Source organism: Cupriavidus basilensis, from assembly GCF_008801925.2.
In the GTDB taxonomy this organism is placed as follows: Bacteria; Pseudomonadota; Gammaproteobacteria; order Burkholderiales; family Burkholderiaceae; genus Cupriavidus; species Cupriavidus basilensis.
In genome coordinates this window covers 4,331,364-4,345,756 of record NZ_CP062803.1, presented here as the reverse complement: position 1 = coordinate 4,345,756, position 14,393 = coordinate 4,331,364, and the positions used below count along the sequence as shown (strand labels likewise).

Below are 14,393 nucleotides of genomic sequence, written 5' to 3'. Positions count from 1 at the left end.
TTCAGGGACTAAAGGAATTCACATGGCAACCATTCTTGTAGACGTCGTCAGCGCCGAATCGTCGATCTTCTCCGGTCAGGCGAAGTTCGTGGCACTGCCGGGCGAGTCGGGCGAGTTGGGTATCCTGCCGGGCCATACGCCGCTGATTACGCGTATCCAGCCGGGCGCGGTGCGCATCGAGAAGGAAGACGGTAGCGAAGAGTTCGTGTTCGTGGCCGGCGGGATTCTCGAAGTCCAGCCCAAGCACGTCACCGTGCTGGCAGACACCGCTATCCGCGGCAGCGATCTCGACGAAGCCAAGGCGCAGGAAGCCAAGCGCGCCGCCGAGGAGCTGATGCAGAACCAGAGCAGCGATCTCGACCTGGCACGTGCCCAGAGCGAGCTTGCCGTGGCAGCAGCACAGCTGGCTGCCATCGCGCGCCTGCGCCGGAAACGGTAAGAAAAGCAGGGCCGCCGCAGCTGTTGTTTTTTTGGCGGCGGTGAAAAAAAAGGCAGCTGCGAGGCTGCCTTTTTTTCATGCCAACGACTATTCTGTCGGCTCAGGACAAAAAAAAGCGCGCGGGCCGGGGAGGCTCCGCGCGGACGGGAAAATCCCTTCGAGGGGTCAATTCGAAGGAACGGGTAAGGTCCAGGTCAACCAACAGGCGCCAACCACAATCTTGGTGGTCCAGCACTCGGTCAGGCGGTATTGATCGCATTCAGACGATCCAACCAGCCGGAACCGGCAAGCGCCAACATCATCTCAACCTGGTACACCGATCACAGGCATCGCCTGCGATCCGGTCAATCTGGGTGGGAATGCTTCCTTAGGCTTTCTTCCATGACGCCCTCCCTTTCTGTTTGGGGGAGGGACCGCCTTTCACAAAAACTGATTGTGTTGAAGCATTGTGGGGGAAACTTTTGGGGATGGCAGTAACAAAATGTATCGGTTTGCAAGAAGTTGAAAGCGCGGTAACCAAATAAGCGTCTAAATAGGCATAAATGGGCATGCTAGACCACGTGCCATCGCACTCGCTGTCAGGCGGCGGGAACATCACCACGCGGCGCGGGTCCGATAGCTTTCGCTGATCCTGCCATCCGCCATGCGGTCCGGCGCTCCACTGCCATGCCGCTTTCCTTCTCCTTTTCCCCTTTTTACAGCCTTGCCCAGGCCCCCGCAAATATCGCGAGAGGCCTTGTCCAGCATAGGCTGGCGGCGTTGCTGACCGCGTCTTTCATGGCGGTTGGACACGCTGGCGCGGCTGAGCCGCAAGCCCCCGCCGGTGCGCTCTGGCAAGGCGAGCTCGACGGCCGCATACAGGTATCGCTGACGATATTTCCGCGTGCGGGCACGGGCGGGATCGATGGCACGGCCCGTTACGATTCAATGCTTGCCAGCGCGCCGCGTCAACTCGATGGCCAATTGACATCCGACGGACGGCTGAGCGTGCGCGAGCGCGCCACCGGCCAGGCGCCTGTTGAGTATCCCGAAGCCCGCGATGGTGCACGTTTCGAGGGCACCGTCTCCTCCGATGGGTTGAGTGTCAGTGGGGAATGGATGAATACCGACGGTACCCGCCGCCAGGCATTGACCCTCACGCGCAAGGCAATCTATCGCGAGCGCACCGTGAATGTGGCTGGCGCACGTCTCACCGAACGCTATCCCGAAACCGGCCGCCCGAACGTGGATGCCCTCATTACGTCACTGCGTACCAGCGCCTGCGGCCAAGGCGAACAGGAGTGCCGCAGCGCGATCGAGGTAATGCGGCTGGATGCCGGCAACGTCGGCCTGCTGCGCACCACCTGGCGCTACAGCGGTGGCGCGCATGGCAGCCTCGACTTCGTGAGTGGCACGTGGCGGCGTCATGGCCCGGCGGGTGCGGTGGCATCCGCGCCAACTGCCCAGCCGGTCTATCGCCGGGTCGGGCTGGCCGATCTCTTGCAGCCCGGCGAGGCTTGCCTGCAAAAACTCAATGACGAGCTACAAGCGGCACTGAAGCGGCAGGGCGCAGCCGAGCCCGCACGTGGCTTGCTTGACGCACAAGCGCTGCAGGAATCGCGCGTCCCGTTTACCCTGTACCGCGGTGGCGTGGTGTTGCACTATGCCCCCTACGCGGTCGGCCCATTTGCGCAGGGCGCCTACCAGGTAGCGGTGCCGTTCGCGCGGCTGGGCAGTTGTGCCCGCCCGGTTGGTACTGGCCGCGACAAGTCCCCGGAACCCTTTGAGAAGGAATCGACGTGAGCGAGATGCAGACAGCCATTCGCGGCATGCTGGCGATGAAGACGGTAGCCGTGGCCGGCCTGTCCGGACACCCGGACCGGCCTAGCCATGAAGTGGCCGCCTACCTGCAGCGCCATGGCTATTGCATTGTTCCCGTCAATCCGCGCCATGCGGGCGAGCGCATCCTGGGCGAGACCTGCTACGCCAGCCTGGCCGATGCCGCCGCGGCCTTGGCCAAGTCCGGGCAGCACATTGACTGGGTCGATATCTTCCGGCGCGCCGCCGATGTGCCGCCAGTGGTCGAGGATGCCATCGCGATCGGCGCCCGCGGCGTCTGGCTGCAGCTCGGCATCGTCAATGATGAGGCGTTTGCCCGGGCCACCGCCGCCGGGTTGCTGGCGGTGCAGGACCGCTGCAGCAAGATCGAGCTGATGCGCCAGGCAGCCTGATCCCGCTAAACTAGCCACGCTAGCTCCGAATCCCGTCCTCAATCCCGCCTCAATTCAGTCCCAAGCAGCCATGGCCATCGATCCCCAGCTTCTCGACTACTACCGCCGGCTCTCCGAACGCTACGCCGGGCAGCCCGAGCCGGCCGGTGCCGCCGGCCGTCGCGCGCGCTTCGCCGAGATCGCGGCGACCTCGGTCGTGCCCGACCCGGAAGGCATCAAGTCCACCGACATGGAGCTGGCGCTACCCGGCCGCACGCTGGCGGCGCGATTGTTCCGCCCGGAAGGCGTGGCCGAGCCGCGCCTGATCGTCTATTTCCATGGCGGCGGCTGGGTGGTGGGATCGCATGACACGCATCACAGCGTGGCGGCGCTGCTCGCCGCCGACACCGGCTGCGCGGTGGCCAGCGTCGACTACCGGCTGGCACCGGAGCATCCGTTCCCCGCACCGTGCGACGATGCGCTGCAGGCGGTGCTGTGGTTCGCCGAGCAACGCGCCCGCTTGCGCCTGGACACGGGCTTCCTGGCCGTGGCGGGCGACAGTGCGGGCGGGCACCTGGCCGCGCAGGCCGCGCGCTGGGCCAATGCGCACGGGCGCCCCGGCCTGGTCGACGCTCAGTTGCTGATCTATCCCGTGGCAGCGCCGGTCCTGGCCAGCGAAAGCTATCGCGCCTTTGCGGATGGCCCCGGCCTGACCCGCGACGAAATGGCCTGGTTCTGGACGGAATTCATCGGCGCCGAGCGCCTTGCCGCCGGCGCCGCCATCGAAGACACGCGCATCCACCTGATGGGCGCCGCGCCACAGCACCTGCCCCCGGCCAGCGTGGTGATGGTTGCCGCCCACGACGTGCTGCGCGACGACGGCCTGGCCTACGCCGACTACCTGGTGCGCTACGGCGCGCCGGTGATCACGCTGGAGGCAAGCGGGATGACGCACGGCTTTGCCCGCCTGCAGCCCGATGCCCCGCGCGCGCGCGAATGGATGCGCCGCGCCGCGCAGGCCTTCAAGGAACTGGCGGAGGATATCTAAGCTGCCGGCAGCGGCCGGCCATCCCGTAAAATGGCGGTCTTACGAGGATGACCATGACCGCATTGCAGAACGATACCTTCCTGCGCGCGCTGCGCCGGCAACCGACCGAGTACACCCCGCTGTGGCTGATGCGTCAGGCGGGGCGGTACCTGCCCGAATACAACGCCACGCGTGCTCGCGCCGGCAGCTTCCTCGGCCTGGCCAAGAACCCGGCCTACGCCACGGAAGTTACGCTGCAGCCCCTCGAGCGCTATCCGCTCGACGCGGCCATTCTCTTCTCCGACATCCTGACCGTGCCCGATGCCATGGGCCTCGGGCTGTCGTTTGCGCAAGGCGAGGGTCCGCGCTTTGCCCACCCGTTGCGCACCGAAGGCGACGTCAAGAAGCTGGCGGTGCCGGACATGGCCTCGCTGTCCTACGTGTTCGACGCGGTCAGCGAGATCCGCCGGGCACTGGTGCAGGACGGCCGCCAGCGCGTGCCGCTGATCGGCTTCTCGGGCAGCCCCTGGACGCTGGCCTGCTACATGGTCGAGGGTGCGGGTTCCTCCGATTTCCGCACGGTCAAGGCCATGATGTACAGCCGCCCCGACCTGATGCACCGCATCCTGGAGATCAACGCGCAGGCCGTGTCGGCCTACCTGAATGCGCAGATCGAGGCAGGCGCACAAGCCGTGATGCTGTTCGACACCTGGGGCGGCACGCTGGCCGACGGCATGTACCAGACGTTCTCCCTGGCCTATATGCGCAAGGTGCTGGCCGGATTGAAGCGCGAGCACAACGGCGAGCAGGTGCCGGCCATCGTGTTCACCAAGGGCGGCGGATTGTGGCTGGAGGCGCTCACCGAGATCGGTGCCGATGCGCTCGGCCTGGATTGGACTGTCAACTTGACGCAGGCGCGCCGCCGCACCGGCGGCAAGGTGGCGCTGCAGGGCAATATCGACCCCAATGTGCTGTTTGCGCCGGAAGCCGCGATTCGCGAGCAGGTGCGTGGCGTGCTCGACAGTTATGCGGCCGGCGGCGGCTGCGACGGACACGTCTTCAACCTTGGCCACGGCATTTCCCAGTTCACCCCGCCCGAGAATGTGACGGTGCTGGTGGACGAGGTGCATCGCTACAGCCGGCAGCTGCGTACCGTGGCAAGGTGACAGCTGGTGCACGTCTTCCCTCCCACCCGGGGGTGCCGCCTGTGCGGCGCAGCGAGATGGCCTCGCGCGCCGCAGCCGGGCGGGCGGGTGCCGGGGGAGGCTTGCCCGAAGCGCTGTCAAGTAAACTATTTTGCAATATTTCGCCCTTTCGGTGCTGGTTCGCGCTTGTCAAGGCTTGACTTATGCACATCAATGGGTTTTCCGCAGTGCAAGAGCGGGTTAGTCCCTAACTCATCTGAGGGATATCGCCAAGTCCTTGATTTACAAGGCATTGCATCTGGCCACGCACAAGCTGGAATGCCCGTGGGAGCCTTGTTTTACGGGGCTTGCCGGGAACTCCGGACGAGTTTTCAACAAAGTTATCCACAGGCGCTGCCCGGGGCCGGGAAAACCAGCCATCTATCATCGACTTAGGGGCACATTTGAAGCGTTACTTTAAGTTGATGTTGCAGCGCACACTGAGTTTGTCTGGAAAGCGGCTCAGCCTCGGTCTGCACATGCATTGGGCTTGCTCGCCCCAATCTGGACCGTACCCACCGCTGCGCTGGGCGATCGGCCCGGGAGGCACGGTGTGACGTCACCGGCGATCCCCGAGCAAGCCGCGCTGGCTGCGGAACCGACCGACGGCGCACCGCTTGCCGTCGTGCGGGTGGCACTTGATACGCCGGCTGACGATGTCTTCGATTACCTCGCTGGCCCGGAAGTCCAGCCCGGCGAACTGGTCACGGTGCCGTTCGGCCGCCGTACGCTGGTTGGCGTAGCGGTATCGCGTTGCGCGCACTCCGATGTACCCGCGGACAAGCTGCGTTCTGTCGCACAGCGCCTGGACTGGCTGCCACCGCTTGGCGCCCACTGGATTGCGCTGGCGGGCTTTGCCGCACGCTATTACCACCGCTGCCTTGGCGAAGTCATGCTGCCCGCGCTGCCTCCGGCCCTGCGCGAGGCCGACGGCTGGGCGCGGCTGGCACTGCGTGCCCGCAGCGAACACTACCGCGTGGCCCCGGGGCAGGGCGAGGCGCTGTTGGCGGCGGTGCCGCCGCGCGCCCGCACCGTGCTGGCGCTGGCTCAGGCGCTGGTGGCAGCCGCCGGGGAAGGGCGGGCGGTATCCGCCGCCGAGGCGCGTGTGCTATGCAGCGCGGCGCCCTCGCGCCTGGCGGAGTGGGCCGAGGCCGGCTGGGTGATCTCCGAGCCGACCGACCAGCCCTTGCTGGGCGCGCCCTCGGCTGCCGAGCCGTCCATCGCGCCACCGCTGCACGAAGAGCAGCGTGTGGCCGTGGAAGCCATCGGGCAGGCCAAGGGATTCGCGCCGTTCCTGCTCCACGGCGTCACCGGCAGCGGCAAGACCGAAGTCTACCTGCACGCCATGGCCGAGGTGCTGGCGCGCGATGCGCAGGCGCAGGTGCTGATGCTGGTGCCTGAAATCAATCTCACGCCCCAGCTGCAGGGCCGCATTGCGTCGCGCTTTCCGCATCTGCCGCTGGCGGTGCTGCATAGCGGCCTGGCCGACCAGGAGCGCACGCTGCAATGGCTGGCCGCGCACCGCGGCGAGGCCCGCATCGTGCTGGGCACGCGGCTGGCGGTGCTGGCCTCGCTGCCGCACCTGGCGCTGATCGTGGTCGACGAGGAACACGACACATCCTACAAGCAGCAGGAAGGCCTGCGCTACTCCGCGCGCGACCTGGCCGTATGGCGGGCCAAGCAACTCGGCGCGGCCGTGGTGCTGGGCTCCGCCACGCCGTCCATGGAGTCCTGGTGGCGTGCTGAGCAGGGCACCTACCGCAAGCTGGTGCTGCGTGAGCGGGCCCAGACCGATGCCACGCTGCCCACCGTGCGGCTGATCGACATCAACCAGGAACGCCAGCGCCAGCGAGCCCTCTATGAGGGGCTGTCGGTGCCGTTGCTCAACGCCATCGAGGCCCGCCTGCAGCGCGGCGAGCAGAGCCTGCTGTTCCTGAACCGGCGCGGCTACGCCCCGGTGCTGGCCTGCGATAGCTGCGGCTGGCTCTCCGGATGCCCGCGCTGCTCGGCCTATATGGTGCTACACCGGCCGGAGCGCCGCCTGCGCTGCCACCATTGCGGGCTGGAATCCCCGGTGCCGCACCATTGCCCGGATTGTGGCAACGTGGATGTTGCACCGCTTGGTCGAGGCACCCAGCGCATCGAGGAGGCCTTGGCGGCACGCTTCCCGCAAGCGCGCATCGCCCGCATCGATGCCGACTCCACGCGCCGCAAGGGCAGCGCGCAGGCCATGTTCGATGAGGTCCACGCGGGCGAGGTCGACATCCTGGTGGGCACGCAGATGGTGGCCAAGGGGCACGACTTCCAGCGCGTGACCCTCGTCGGCATCGTCCATCCGGACGCCGCCATGTTCAGCCACGATTTTCGCGCGGCCGAGCATTTGTTTGCCTCCCTGATGCAGGTGGCCGGACGGGCCGGTCGGGCCGGGCTGGCGGGCGAGGTGCTGATCCAGACCCGCTATCCCGATGCATCGGCATTGCAGGCATTGGTACGCCATGACTATGATGGATTCGCGGCTACCCAGTTGCGCGAGCGCCGCCAGGCCGGGTTGCCCCCGTTTGCCTACCAGGTGCTTGTCACGGCCGACCATGCCGAACTGGAGCGTGCGTTGGCCTTCCTCCAGAGCGCGCGGAATCGGGCCGATGCGTGCCGGATGGCGCCGGAGGTGCAACTCCATGACCCGGTGCCGATGTCGATGGTGCGGGTGGCTAACCGGGAGCGTGCGCAAATGCTGGTGGAAAGTACCTCGCGCATTGCACTGCAAAGGTTTATCAGCGAGTGGGTGCAAACTTTTGGCGAGGCGCTAGGGGATGCCAAGGGCGTGCGCTGGCAGTTGGAGATCGATCCCTTGCGCATCTGAGTGGAACCTGAGTGGGGTCCGGTTGCGCCAGGGGCAGTGCAGCACAAGGTACGGTGCAACCACTTTTCCTGATGTATCTGAGTGGTTGTACCTAGTTGCACCTTTGGTTTGCCCGAGAGTATGATCGCGCCAATCTGCCGGTTTCCCCGCAGCCGGGAAACGGGCGTCCGCGTCTTACGGAGAATCAAGCGCATGGCCACCACCACCCTCGGCGTCAAACTCGACGACGCCTCCCGCGAGCGCCTCAAGCGTGTTGCGCAGTCGATCGACCGCACACCGCACTGGCTGATCAAGCAGGCGATCTTCACGTACCTGGAGCAGGTCGAACGGGGCAACATCCCGCATGAGACCAGCGCCGCCGGTACAGGGGGCGAGGGTGCGGCGGATGGTGCCGACGCCTTTGACGGCGCGGCTGGTGACGGCGCGATACAGCCTTTCCTCGAGTTTGCGCAGAGCGTGCAGCCGCAATCGGTGCTGCGCGCGGCCATCACCGCCGGCTATCGCCGCCCGGAGCCCGAGTGTGTGCCGGTGCTGCTTGAGCAGGCTCGCCTGCCACATCAGCAGGCCGAAGCCGCTCTCGCCATGGCCCGAACCCTGGCCACGCGGTTGCGCGAGCGCAAGGTCGGCACCGGACGCGAAGGGCTGGTGCAGGGCCTGATCCAGGAGTTCTCGTTGTCTTCGCAGGAAGGTGTGGCGCTGATGTGCCTGGCCGAGGCACTGCTGCGCATTCCCGACAAGGCCACCCGCGACGCGCTGATCCGCGACAAGATCAGCGGCGCCAACTGGCAGTCGCACCTGGGCCAGAGTCCGTCGGTGTTCGTCAACGCCGCCACCTGGGGCCTGCTGTTCACCGGCAAGCTGGTGGCCACCCATACCGAGGCCGGCCTGTCCAAGGCGCTGACCCGCATCATCGGCAAGGGCGGCGAGCCGCTGATCCGCAAGGGCGTGGACATGGCGATGCGCCTGATGGGCGAGCAGTTCGTCACCGGCGAGACCATTTCCGAGGCGCTGGCCAACGCACGCAAGTACGAGGCCGAGGGCTTCCGCTACTCCTACGACATGCTGGGCGAAGCGGCCATGACCGAGGCCGACGCGCAACGCTACCTGGCCTCCTACGTGCAGGCCATCAACGCCATCGGCCAGGCTTCGCGCGGGCGCGGCATCTATGAAGGCCCCGGCATCTCGATCAAGCTCTCGGCGCTGCATCCGCGCTATAGCCGCGCGCAGCATGAGCGCGTCATCAGCGAGCTGTACGGCCGCCTCAAGTCGCTGACCTTGCTGGCCCGCCAGTACGACATCGGCATCAATATCGACGCCGAGGAAGCCGACCGCCTGGAAATCTCGCTCGACCTGCTGGAGCGCCTGTGCTTCGAGCCCGAGCTGGCCGGCTGGAACGGCATCGGCTTCGTGGTGCAGGGCTACCAGAAGCGCTGCCCGTTCGTGATCGACTACCTGATCGACCTGGCCCGCCGCAGCCGTCACCGCCTGATGATCCGCCTTGTCAAGGGCGCGTACTGGGACAGCGAGATCAAGCGCGCCCAGGTGGACGGGCTGGAGGGCTATCCGGTCTACACGCGCAAGGTCTATACCGACGTGTCCTACGTGGCCTGCGCGCGCAAGTTGCTGTCGGTGCCGGACGTAATCTACCCGCAGTTCGCTACCCACAACGCCCACACGCTGGCGGCCATCTACCAGATCGCTGGCCACAACTACTACCCCGGCCAGTACGAGTTCCAGTGCCTGCACGGCATGGGCGAGCCGCTGTACGACCAGGTGGTCGGCCCGCTGGCTGATGGCAAGTTCAACCGCCCTTGCCGGATCTACGCGCCGGTCGGCACGCATGAGACGCTGCTGGCTTACCTCGTGCGCCGCCTGCTGGAAAACGGAGCCAACACATCTTTCGTCAACCGGATCGCTGACGACACCATCTCGCTGGACGAACTGGTGGCCGACCCGGTGGCCGTGGTCGAGCAGATGCATGCCGATGAGGGCGCGCTTGGCCTGCCGCATCCGCGTATTCCGCAGCCACGCACGCTGTATGGCGAGTCGCGCGCCAATTCTGCCGGCATCGACCTCTCTAACGAGCATCGCCTGGCCTCGCTGTCGTCCGCGCTACTGGCCGGCACGAGCGAGGCGGTCAGCGCCGTGCCGCTGCTAGGCACGGAAACCGCCGGTGGCGACGACGCCAATCGGCCGGCACCCGTGCGCAACCCGTCCGACCTGCGCGACGTGGTCGGCCATGTCACCGAAGCCAGCATGGCCGAGGTGGAAGCCGCGCTGCAGGCCGCAGTGAACGCCGCGCCGATCTGGCAGGCGACCCCGGCCGATGTGCGCGCCGCCGCGCTGGAGCGCGCCGCGGAACTGATGGAAGCGCAGATGCAGTCCCTGATGGGCATCATCGTGCGCGAGGCCGGCAAGACCTTCTCCAATGCCATCGCCGAAGTGCGCGAGGCCGTGGACTTCCTGCGCTATTACGCCGCGCAAGTGCGTGAGACCTTCTCCAACGATACCCATCGTCCGCTCGGGCCGGTGGTCTGCATCAGCCCGTGGAATTTCCCGCTGGCCATCTTCACCGGCCAGGTCGCGGCCGCGCTGGCCGCCGGCAACACCGTGCTGGCCAAGCCCGCCGAGCAGACCCCGCTGATTGCCGCCCAGGCCGTGCGCTTGCTGCGTGAGGCTGGCGTGCCGGCTGGCGCCGTGCAGCTGTTGCCGGGCCGCGGCGAAACCGTGGGTGCCGCGCTGGTAGGCGACGCTCGCGTCAAGGGCGTGATGTTCACCGGCTCCACCGAAGTGGCGCGCCTGCTGCAACGCAGCGTGGCCGGCCGGCTGGACGCGGCTGGCCGCCCGGTGCCGCTGATCGCCGAGACTGGCGGCCAGAATGCGATGATCGTGGACTCCTCCGCGCTGGCCGAGCAGGTGGTTGGCGATGTGGTCAACTCCGCCTTCGACTCGGCCGGCCAGCGCTGTTCCGCGCTGCGCGTGCTGTGCCTGCAGGAAGAAGTGGCCGACCGCGTGCTGGAAATGCTCAAGGGCGCCATGGATGAGCTCACCATGGGCAACCCGGACCGCTTGTCCACCGACGTCGGCCCGGTCATCGACGAAGAGGCGCGCGGCAACATCGTGCGCCATATCGACGCCATGCGCGCCAAGGGCCGCCGCGTCCACCAGGCCGACCCGAACGGCGCGGCCAGCGCGGCCTGCCGCAATGGCACGTTTGTATCGCCAACGCTGATCGAGCTCGACAGCATCGAAGAGCTGCAGCGCGAAGTCTTTGGCCCCGTGCTGCACGTGGTGCGCTACCCGCGAGCCGGCCTCGACACGCTGCTAGCGCAGATCAACGGCACCGGCTATGGCCTGACCATGGGCATTCACACCCGCATCGACGAAACCATCGAGCACATCGTCGAACGCGCGGAAGTGGGCAATCTCTACGTCAACCGCAATATCGTGGGCGCGGTGGTGGGCGTGCAGCCCTTCGGCGGCGAAGGCCTGTCCGGCACTGGCCCCAAGGCGGGCGGCCCACTGTACCTGCACCGCCTGTTGTCGGTCTGCCCGCAGGACGCCGTGGCCCGCGTGGTGCGCGCCTCAGACACCCTCGGCGGCGCCGACGAGACCAGCCCGGTGCGCCGCACGCTGACCGAGGCACTGGCTACGCTCAAGGAATGGGCACAGCACGAGAGCGCGGCGCTGCCCGGGCTGGCGGCGGCGTGCGAGCGTTTTGCCGCGGCCTCGGCGGCCGGCCTGTCGGTCACGCTGCCCGGCCCCACCGGCGAGCGCAACACCTACACGCTGCTGCCACGTGCCGCCGTGCTGTGCCTGGCCCAGCAAGAGACCGACCTGGCCGTGCAACTGGCGGCGGTACTGGCGGCTGGCAGCCAGGCCGTGTGGGTTGAAAGCCCCATGGCCCGGGCCCTGTTTGCGCGCCTGCCCAAGGCAGTACAATCGCGCGTCAGCCTGGTGGCCGACTGGTCGGCCGGCGACACCAGCTTCGACGCCGTTCTTCACCATGGCGACTCGGACCAGCTGCGCGCTGTGTGCGAACAGCTGGCCACGCGCCCCGGCCCGATCATTTCGGTGCAAGGCCTGGCACATGGTGAACCAAATATCGCCATCGAGCGTTTGTTGATCGAGCGTTCGCTGTCCGTCAATACGGCGGCAGCGGGTGGCAATGCGAGTTTGATGACGATCGGCTAACCGCCGGGCGTCGATCGAAGCGACGCGAGGCAGCGGTGATCCCGCAAACCTCGCGTATTTGAAAATCGGGGAGCGTTTCGCGCCACACCCGGACGCGTCCAAAAACGCAGCAAAGGCTATCGAGAATAGCTACCAAGGAGAACAGATGAACTCGACTTTCCACAAGACGGCCCTCACCGTCGCCCTGTCCGTCGCTGGCCTGTGCGCCACCTCGGCCGCCTTCGCCCAGGCGCAGGAAATCAAGCTGGGCTTTGCCGCGCCGATGACCGGCGGCCAGGCGCAATATGGCAAGGACATGCAGAACGGCGTTGTCCTCGCCATCGAGGAAATGAACGCGACCAAGCCCAAGATCGGCGGCAAGGACGTCAAGTTCGTACTGCTCTCTGAAGACGACGCGGCCGACCCCAAGACCGGCTCGGTGGTCGCGCAAAAGCTGGTCGATAACGGCATCCAGGGCATGCTGGGCCACTTCAACTCGGGCACCAGCATCCCGGCGTCGATGGTCTACAACCGCGCGGGCATTCCCCAGATCGCCATGGCAACGGCACCTGAGTACACCCGCCAGGGCTTCAAGACCACCTTCCGCATGATGACTTCCGACACCCAGCAGGGCTCGGTGATCGGTGCCTTCGTGGTGAAGAAGCTGGGTGCCAAGAACATCGCCATCGTCGACGACCGCACGGCCTACGGCCAAGGCCTGGCCGACGAGTTCGAGAAGGCCGCCAAGGCCGCCGGCGGCAAGATCGTGCGCCGCGAGTTCACCAACGACAAGGCGGTGGACTTCAAGGCCGTGCTGACCAACATCAAGCGCAGCAACCCGGACGTGATCTTCTTTGGCGGCGCCGAGACGCAATCCGCGCCGATGGCCAAGCAGGTCAAGGAACTCGGCATGAAGTCGCCGGTGGTGTCAGGCGAAATGTCGAAGACCGACAACTTCCTCAAGCTGGCCGGCCCTGCCGCCGAGGGCACGGTCGTCTCGCTGGCCGGCCTGCCGCTGGAGCAGATGCCCGGTGGCACCGCCTACGAGAAGAAGTACGAGAAGCGCTTCGGCAGCAAGGTACAGACCTACTCGCCGTACGCCTATGACGGCGCCACCGCCTTGATGACCGCCATGATCAAGGCGGGCTCGGCCGATCCGGCGCGCTACCTGCCGGTGCTGGCGGCCACCAACATGCAAGGCGTGACCACCAAGACCCTGGCCTACGACGCGCGCGGCGACCTGAAGGACGGCGGCATCACCGTCTACAAGGTGGTTGGCGGCAAGTGGACCGTGCTGGAGACGGTTGGCGGCAAGTAAGCTATTGCGCCCGCCAAGGCACCATTAGCGTCCTGCATCTGACGCCATCCCAGTGGGATGGCGTTTTTTGTTTTGCGGCAGGCGAATTCGCCATGCGCCGTCAGGCGGCAAGACGTGGGCGACCTGGCGCCAAGTCACGGTCGTCCTTGTGCGATGCGGTTTCGAGCCTCTTCGATCATGCGGAGTGCGGTGATGTCATTGGGCACACCCTGTGCCAGGCCGGCGAGCCGTTGTTGAGCGGCCTCCATCTGTCCGCGCTGTGCCAGGATACGGATCACCTGTTCCGCCAAAGGGGAAGCGACAATCGCGATAAGTCCACGCGGATCTGCATCCTCTCGCATGACAAGCGTGGCAATGTGATCCGCCGCCCCTCCGCCTGAAAGCCTTGCGTCGATCGCGGCGGTGGCGGATAGCCAGTCGTTGTAGCGAGCTAAATCGAGAAAATCAATCGAGCCGGAGTCGTTGGCGAAAGTCGGCTGGCCTTGCGTGAGGAGTTCCTGGAGCGGGCGCAGGGTCTCCAGGTGGAGCGACGAAAGCGCATGCGGCAACAGGACCATAGCGGCAAGATCCTCAGCCAGGAGCCCACTGGGTACACCTGCATGCCCAATGGCCTGCAGTGCCTGACGCGCTGAGCCTTGGGTTCCTGGATCAAGGGCAGGAGGAAACCCAGTTCCTTCGCGTACTCGGCTCGGCTTATGGTGCCGCCTGACAGAGCGGCGTTCAAGATGGGGATGCTATCGGGGAACAAGCCTAGTCGCGCATATTGCATGACCGCCTGATGTGCAATTTCAGTGTCAGATGAGCGGGCCGCCTTTGCGAGCATGGCTGCGACCTGAGGATTAGCCCCGAGGCGAGATTGCTCGGCGGCAGACAAGGCCAGGTCGGTTTCATATTGCGATGCCATCAAGTTGACCAGAGCGCGTTTGACCTGCTCGGCGTGGACGGTCCCGTACAGACTGGCTTCAATCCGCAACGCCGTTCTGGCACTGGGCGGAAGTGGCAACAATCTGATCGTATCCAACAAGTACTGGGCACTTGTCGGGCTAAGATGAGTGGCCTCGAAGTCACGCCAAAGCCAATCGAATTTTTGCTCCGGTGTGAGGCTTGCATCCGAGACAATGCGTTGCGTATAGCGCTGAAGGCTTTCAAGATCGGCCTTCTCGCCAAGGGCGGCCTGATTCGACACCGGCTTCGCGACAGCCA

General features: G+C 66.1%; 9 protein-coding genes. 8 read left to right on the top strand and 1 reads right to left on the bottom strand.

Annotation, left to right across the window (positions count from 1 at the left end; genetic code table 11):
• The first annotated feature begins 22 nt into the window (after positions 1–22).
• The 8 genes from F7R26_RS19995 to F7R26_RS19960 all read left to right on the top strand — a co-directional run bounded on the left by F7R26_RS19995 (position 23) and on the right by F7R26_RS19960 (position 13,190).
• Positions 23–439 carry a F0F1 ATP synthase subunit epsilon gene (locus F7R26_RS19995; RefSeq protein WP_043350759.1) on the top strand — a complete coding sequence of 139 codons (417 nt, stop codon included), beginning with the start codon at positions 23–25 and terminating at the stop codon, positions 437–439.
• A gap of 777 nt (positions 440–1,216) precedes the next feature.
• On the top strand, positions 1,217–2,221 hold the full coding sequence (locus F7R26_RS19990; protein ID WP_241754375.1) for an RsiV family protein: 1,005 nt from the start codon (positions 1,217–1,219) through the stop codon (positions 2,219–2,221).
• A gap of 5 nt (positions 2,222–2,226) precedes the next feature.
• Entirely contained in the window at positions 2,227–2,649 is a 423-nt protein-coding gene (locus tag F7R26_RS19985) for a CoA-binding protein (protein ID WP_150987615.1), read from the top strand.
• Positions 2,650–2,719: 70 nt separating this feature from the next.
• Complete coding sequence (locus tag F7R26_RS19980) at positions 2,720–3,676, top strand: alpha/beta hydrolase (RefSeq protein ID WP_150987504.1); 957 nt, start codon at positions 2,720–2,722, stop codon at positions 3,674–3,676.
• 47 nt (positions 3,677–3,723) lie between these two features.
• Positions 3,724–4,821, top strand: a complete 1,098-nt coding sequence (gene hemE, locus F7R26_RS19975; RefSeq protein ID WP_150987502.1) for a uroporphyrinogen decarboxylase — start codon at positions 3,724–3,726, stop codon at positions 4,819–4,821.
• Between the two features lie 586 nt (positions 4,822–5,407).
• Positions 5,408–7,699, top strand: coding sequence for a primosomal protein N' (locus tag F7R26_RS19970; RefSeq protein WP_150987613.1), 2,292 nt, complete (start codon positions 5,408–5,410; stop codon positions 7,697–7,699).
• Between the two features lie 192 nt (positions 7,700–7,891).
• A complete protein-coding gene (gene putA / locus F7R26_RS19965) occupies positions 7,892–11,893 on the top strand; it encodes a trifunctional transcriptional regulator/proline dehydrogenase/L-glutamate gamma-semialdehyde dehydrogenase (RefSeq protein ID WP_150987501.1) in 4,002 nt (1,333 codons plus the stop codon).
• Positions 11,894–12,038: 145 nt separating this feature from the next.
• Positions 12,039–13,190 carry a branched-chain amino acid ABC transporter substrate-binding protein gene (locus F7R26_RS19960; RefSeq protein ID WP_043350739.1) on the top strand — a complete coding sequence of 384 codons (1,152 nt, stop codon included), beginning with the start codon at positions 12,039–12,041 and terminating at the stop codon, positions 13,188–13,190.
• A gap of 134 nt (positions 13,191–13,324) precedes the next feature.
• Here F7R26_RS19960 and F7R26_RS19955 read toward each other — a convergent pair whose 3' ends face one another.
• Positions 13,325–13,747 carry a hypothetical protein gene (locus tag F7R26_RS19955; RefSeq protein ID WP_150987499.1) on the bottom strand — a complete coding sequence of 141 codons (423 nt, stop codon included), beginning with the start codon at positions 13,745–13,747 and terminating at the stop codon, positions 13,325–13,327.
• Positions 13,748–14,393 lie beyond the last annotated feature (646 nt).

What these genes read in the sequence shown, in the direction of transcription:
- F7R26_RS19960 (WP_043350739.1), top strand. Translation starts at nt 12,039, where the DNA reads ATGAACTCGACTTTCCACAAGACGGCCCTCACCGTCGCCCTGTCCGTC.
- F7R26_RS19955 (WP_150987499.1), bottom strand. Translation starts at nt 13,747, where the DNA reads ATGGTCCTGTTGCCGCATGCGCTTTCGTCGCTCCACCTGGAGACCCTG.
- F7R26_RS19980 (WP_150987504.1), top strand. Translation starts at nt 2,720, where the DNA reads ATGGCCATCGATCCCCAGCTTCTCGACTACTACCGCCGGCTCTCCGAA.
- F7R26_RS19985 (WP_150987615.1), top strand. Translation starts at nt 2,227, where the DNA reads ATGCAGACAGCCATTCGCGGCATGCTGGCGATGAAGACGGTAGCCGTG.
- hemE (WP_150987502.1), top strand. Translation starts at nt 3,724, where the DNA reads ATGACCATGACCGCATTGCAGAACGATACCTTCCTGCGCGCGCTGCGC.
- F7R26_RS19990 (WP_241754375.1), top strand. Translation starts at nt 1,217, where the DNA reads ATGGCGGTTGGACACGCTGGCGCGGCTGAGCCGCAAGCCCCCGCCGGT.
- putA (WP_150987501.1), top strand. Translation starts at nt 7,892, where the DNA reads ATGGCCACCACCACCCTCGGCGTCAAACTCGACGACGCCTCCCGCGAG.
- F7R26_RS19995 (WP_043350759.1), top strand. Translation starts at nt 23, where the DNA reads ATGGCAACCATTCTTGTAGACGTCGTCAGCGCCGAATCGTCGATCTTC.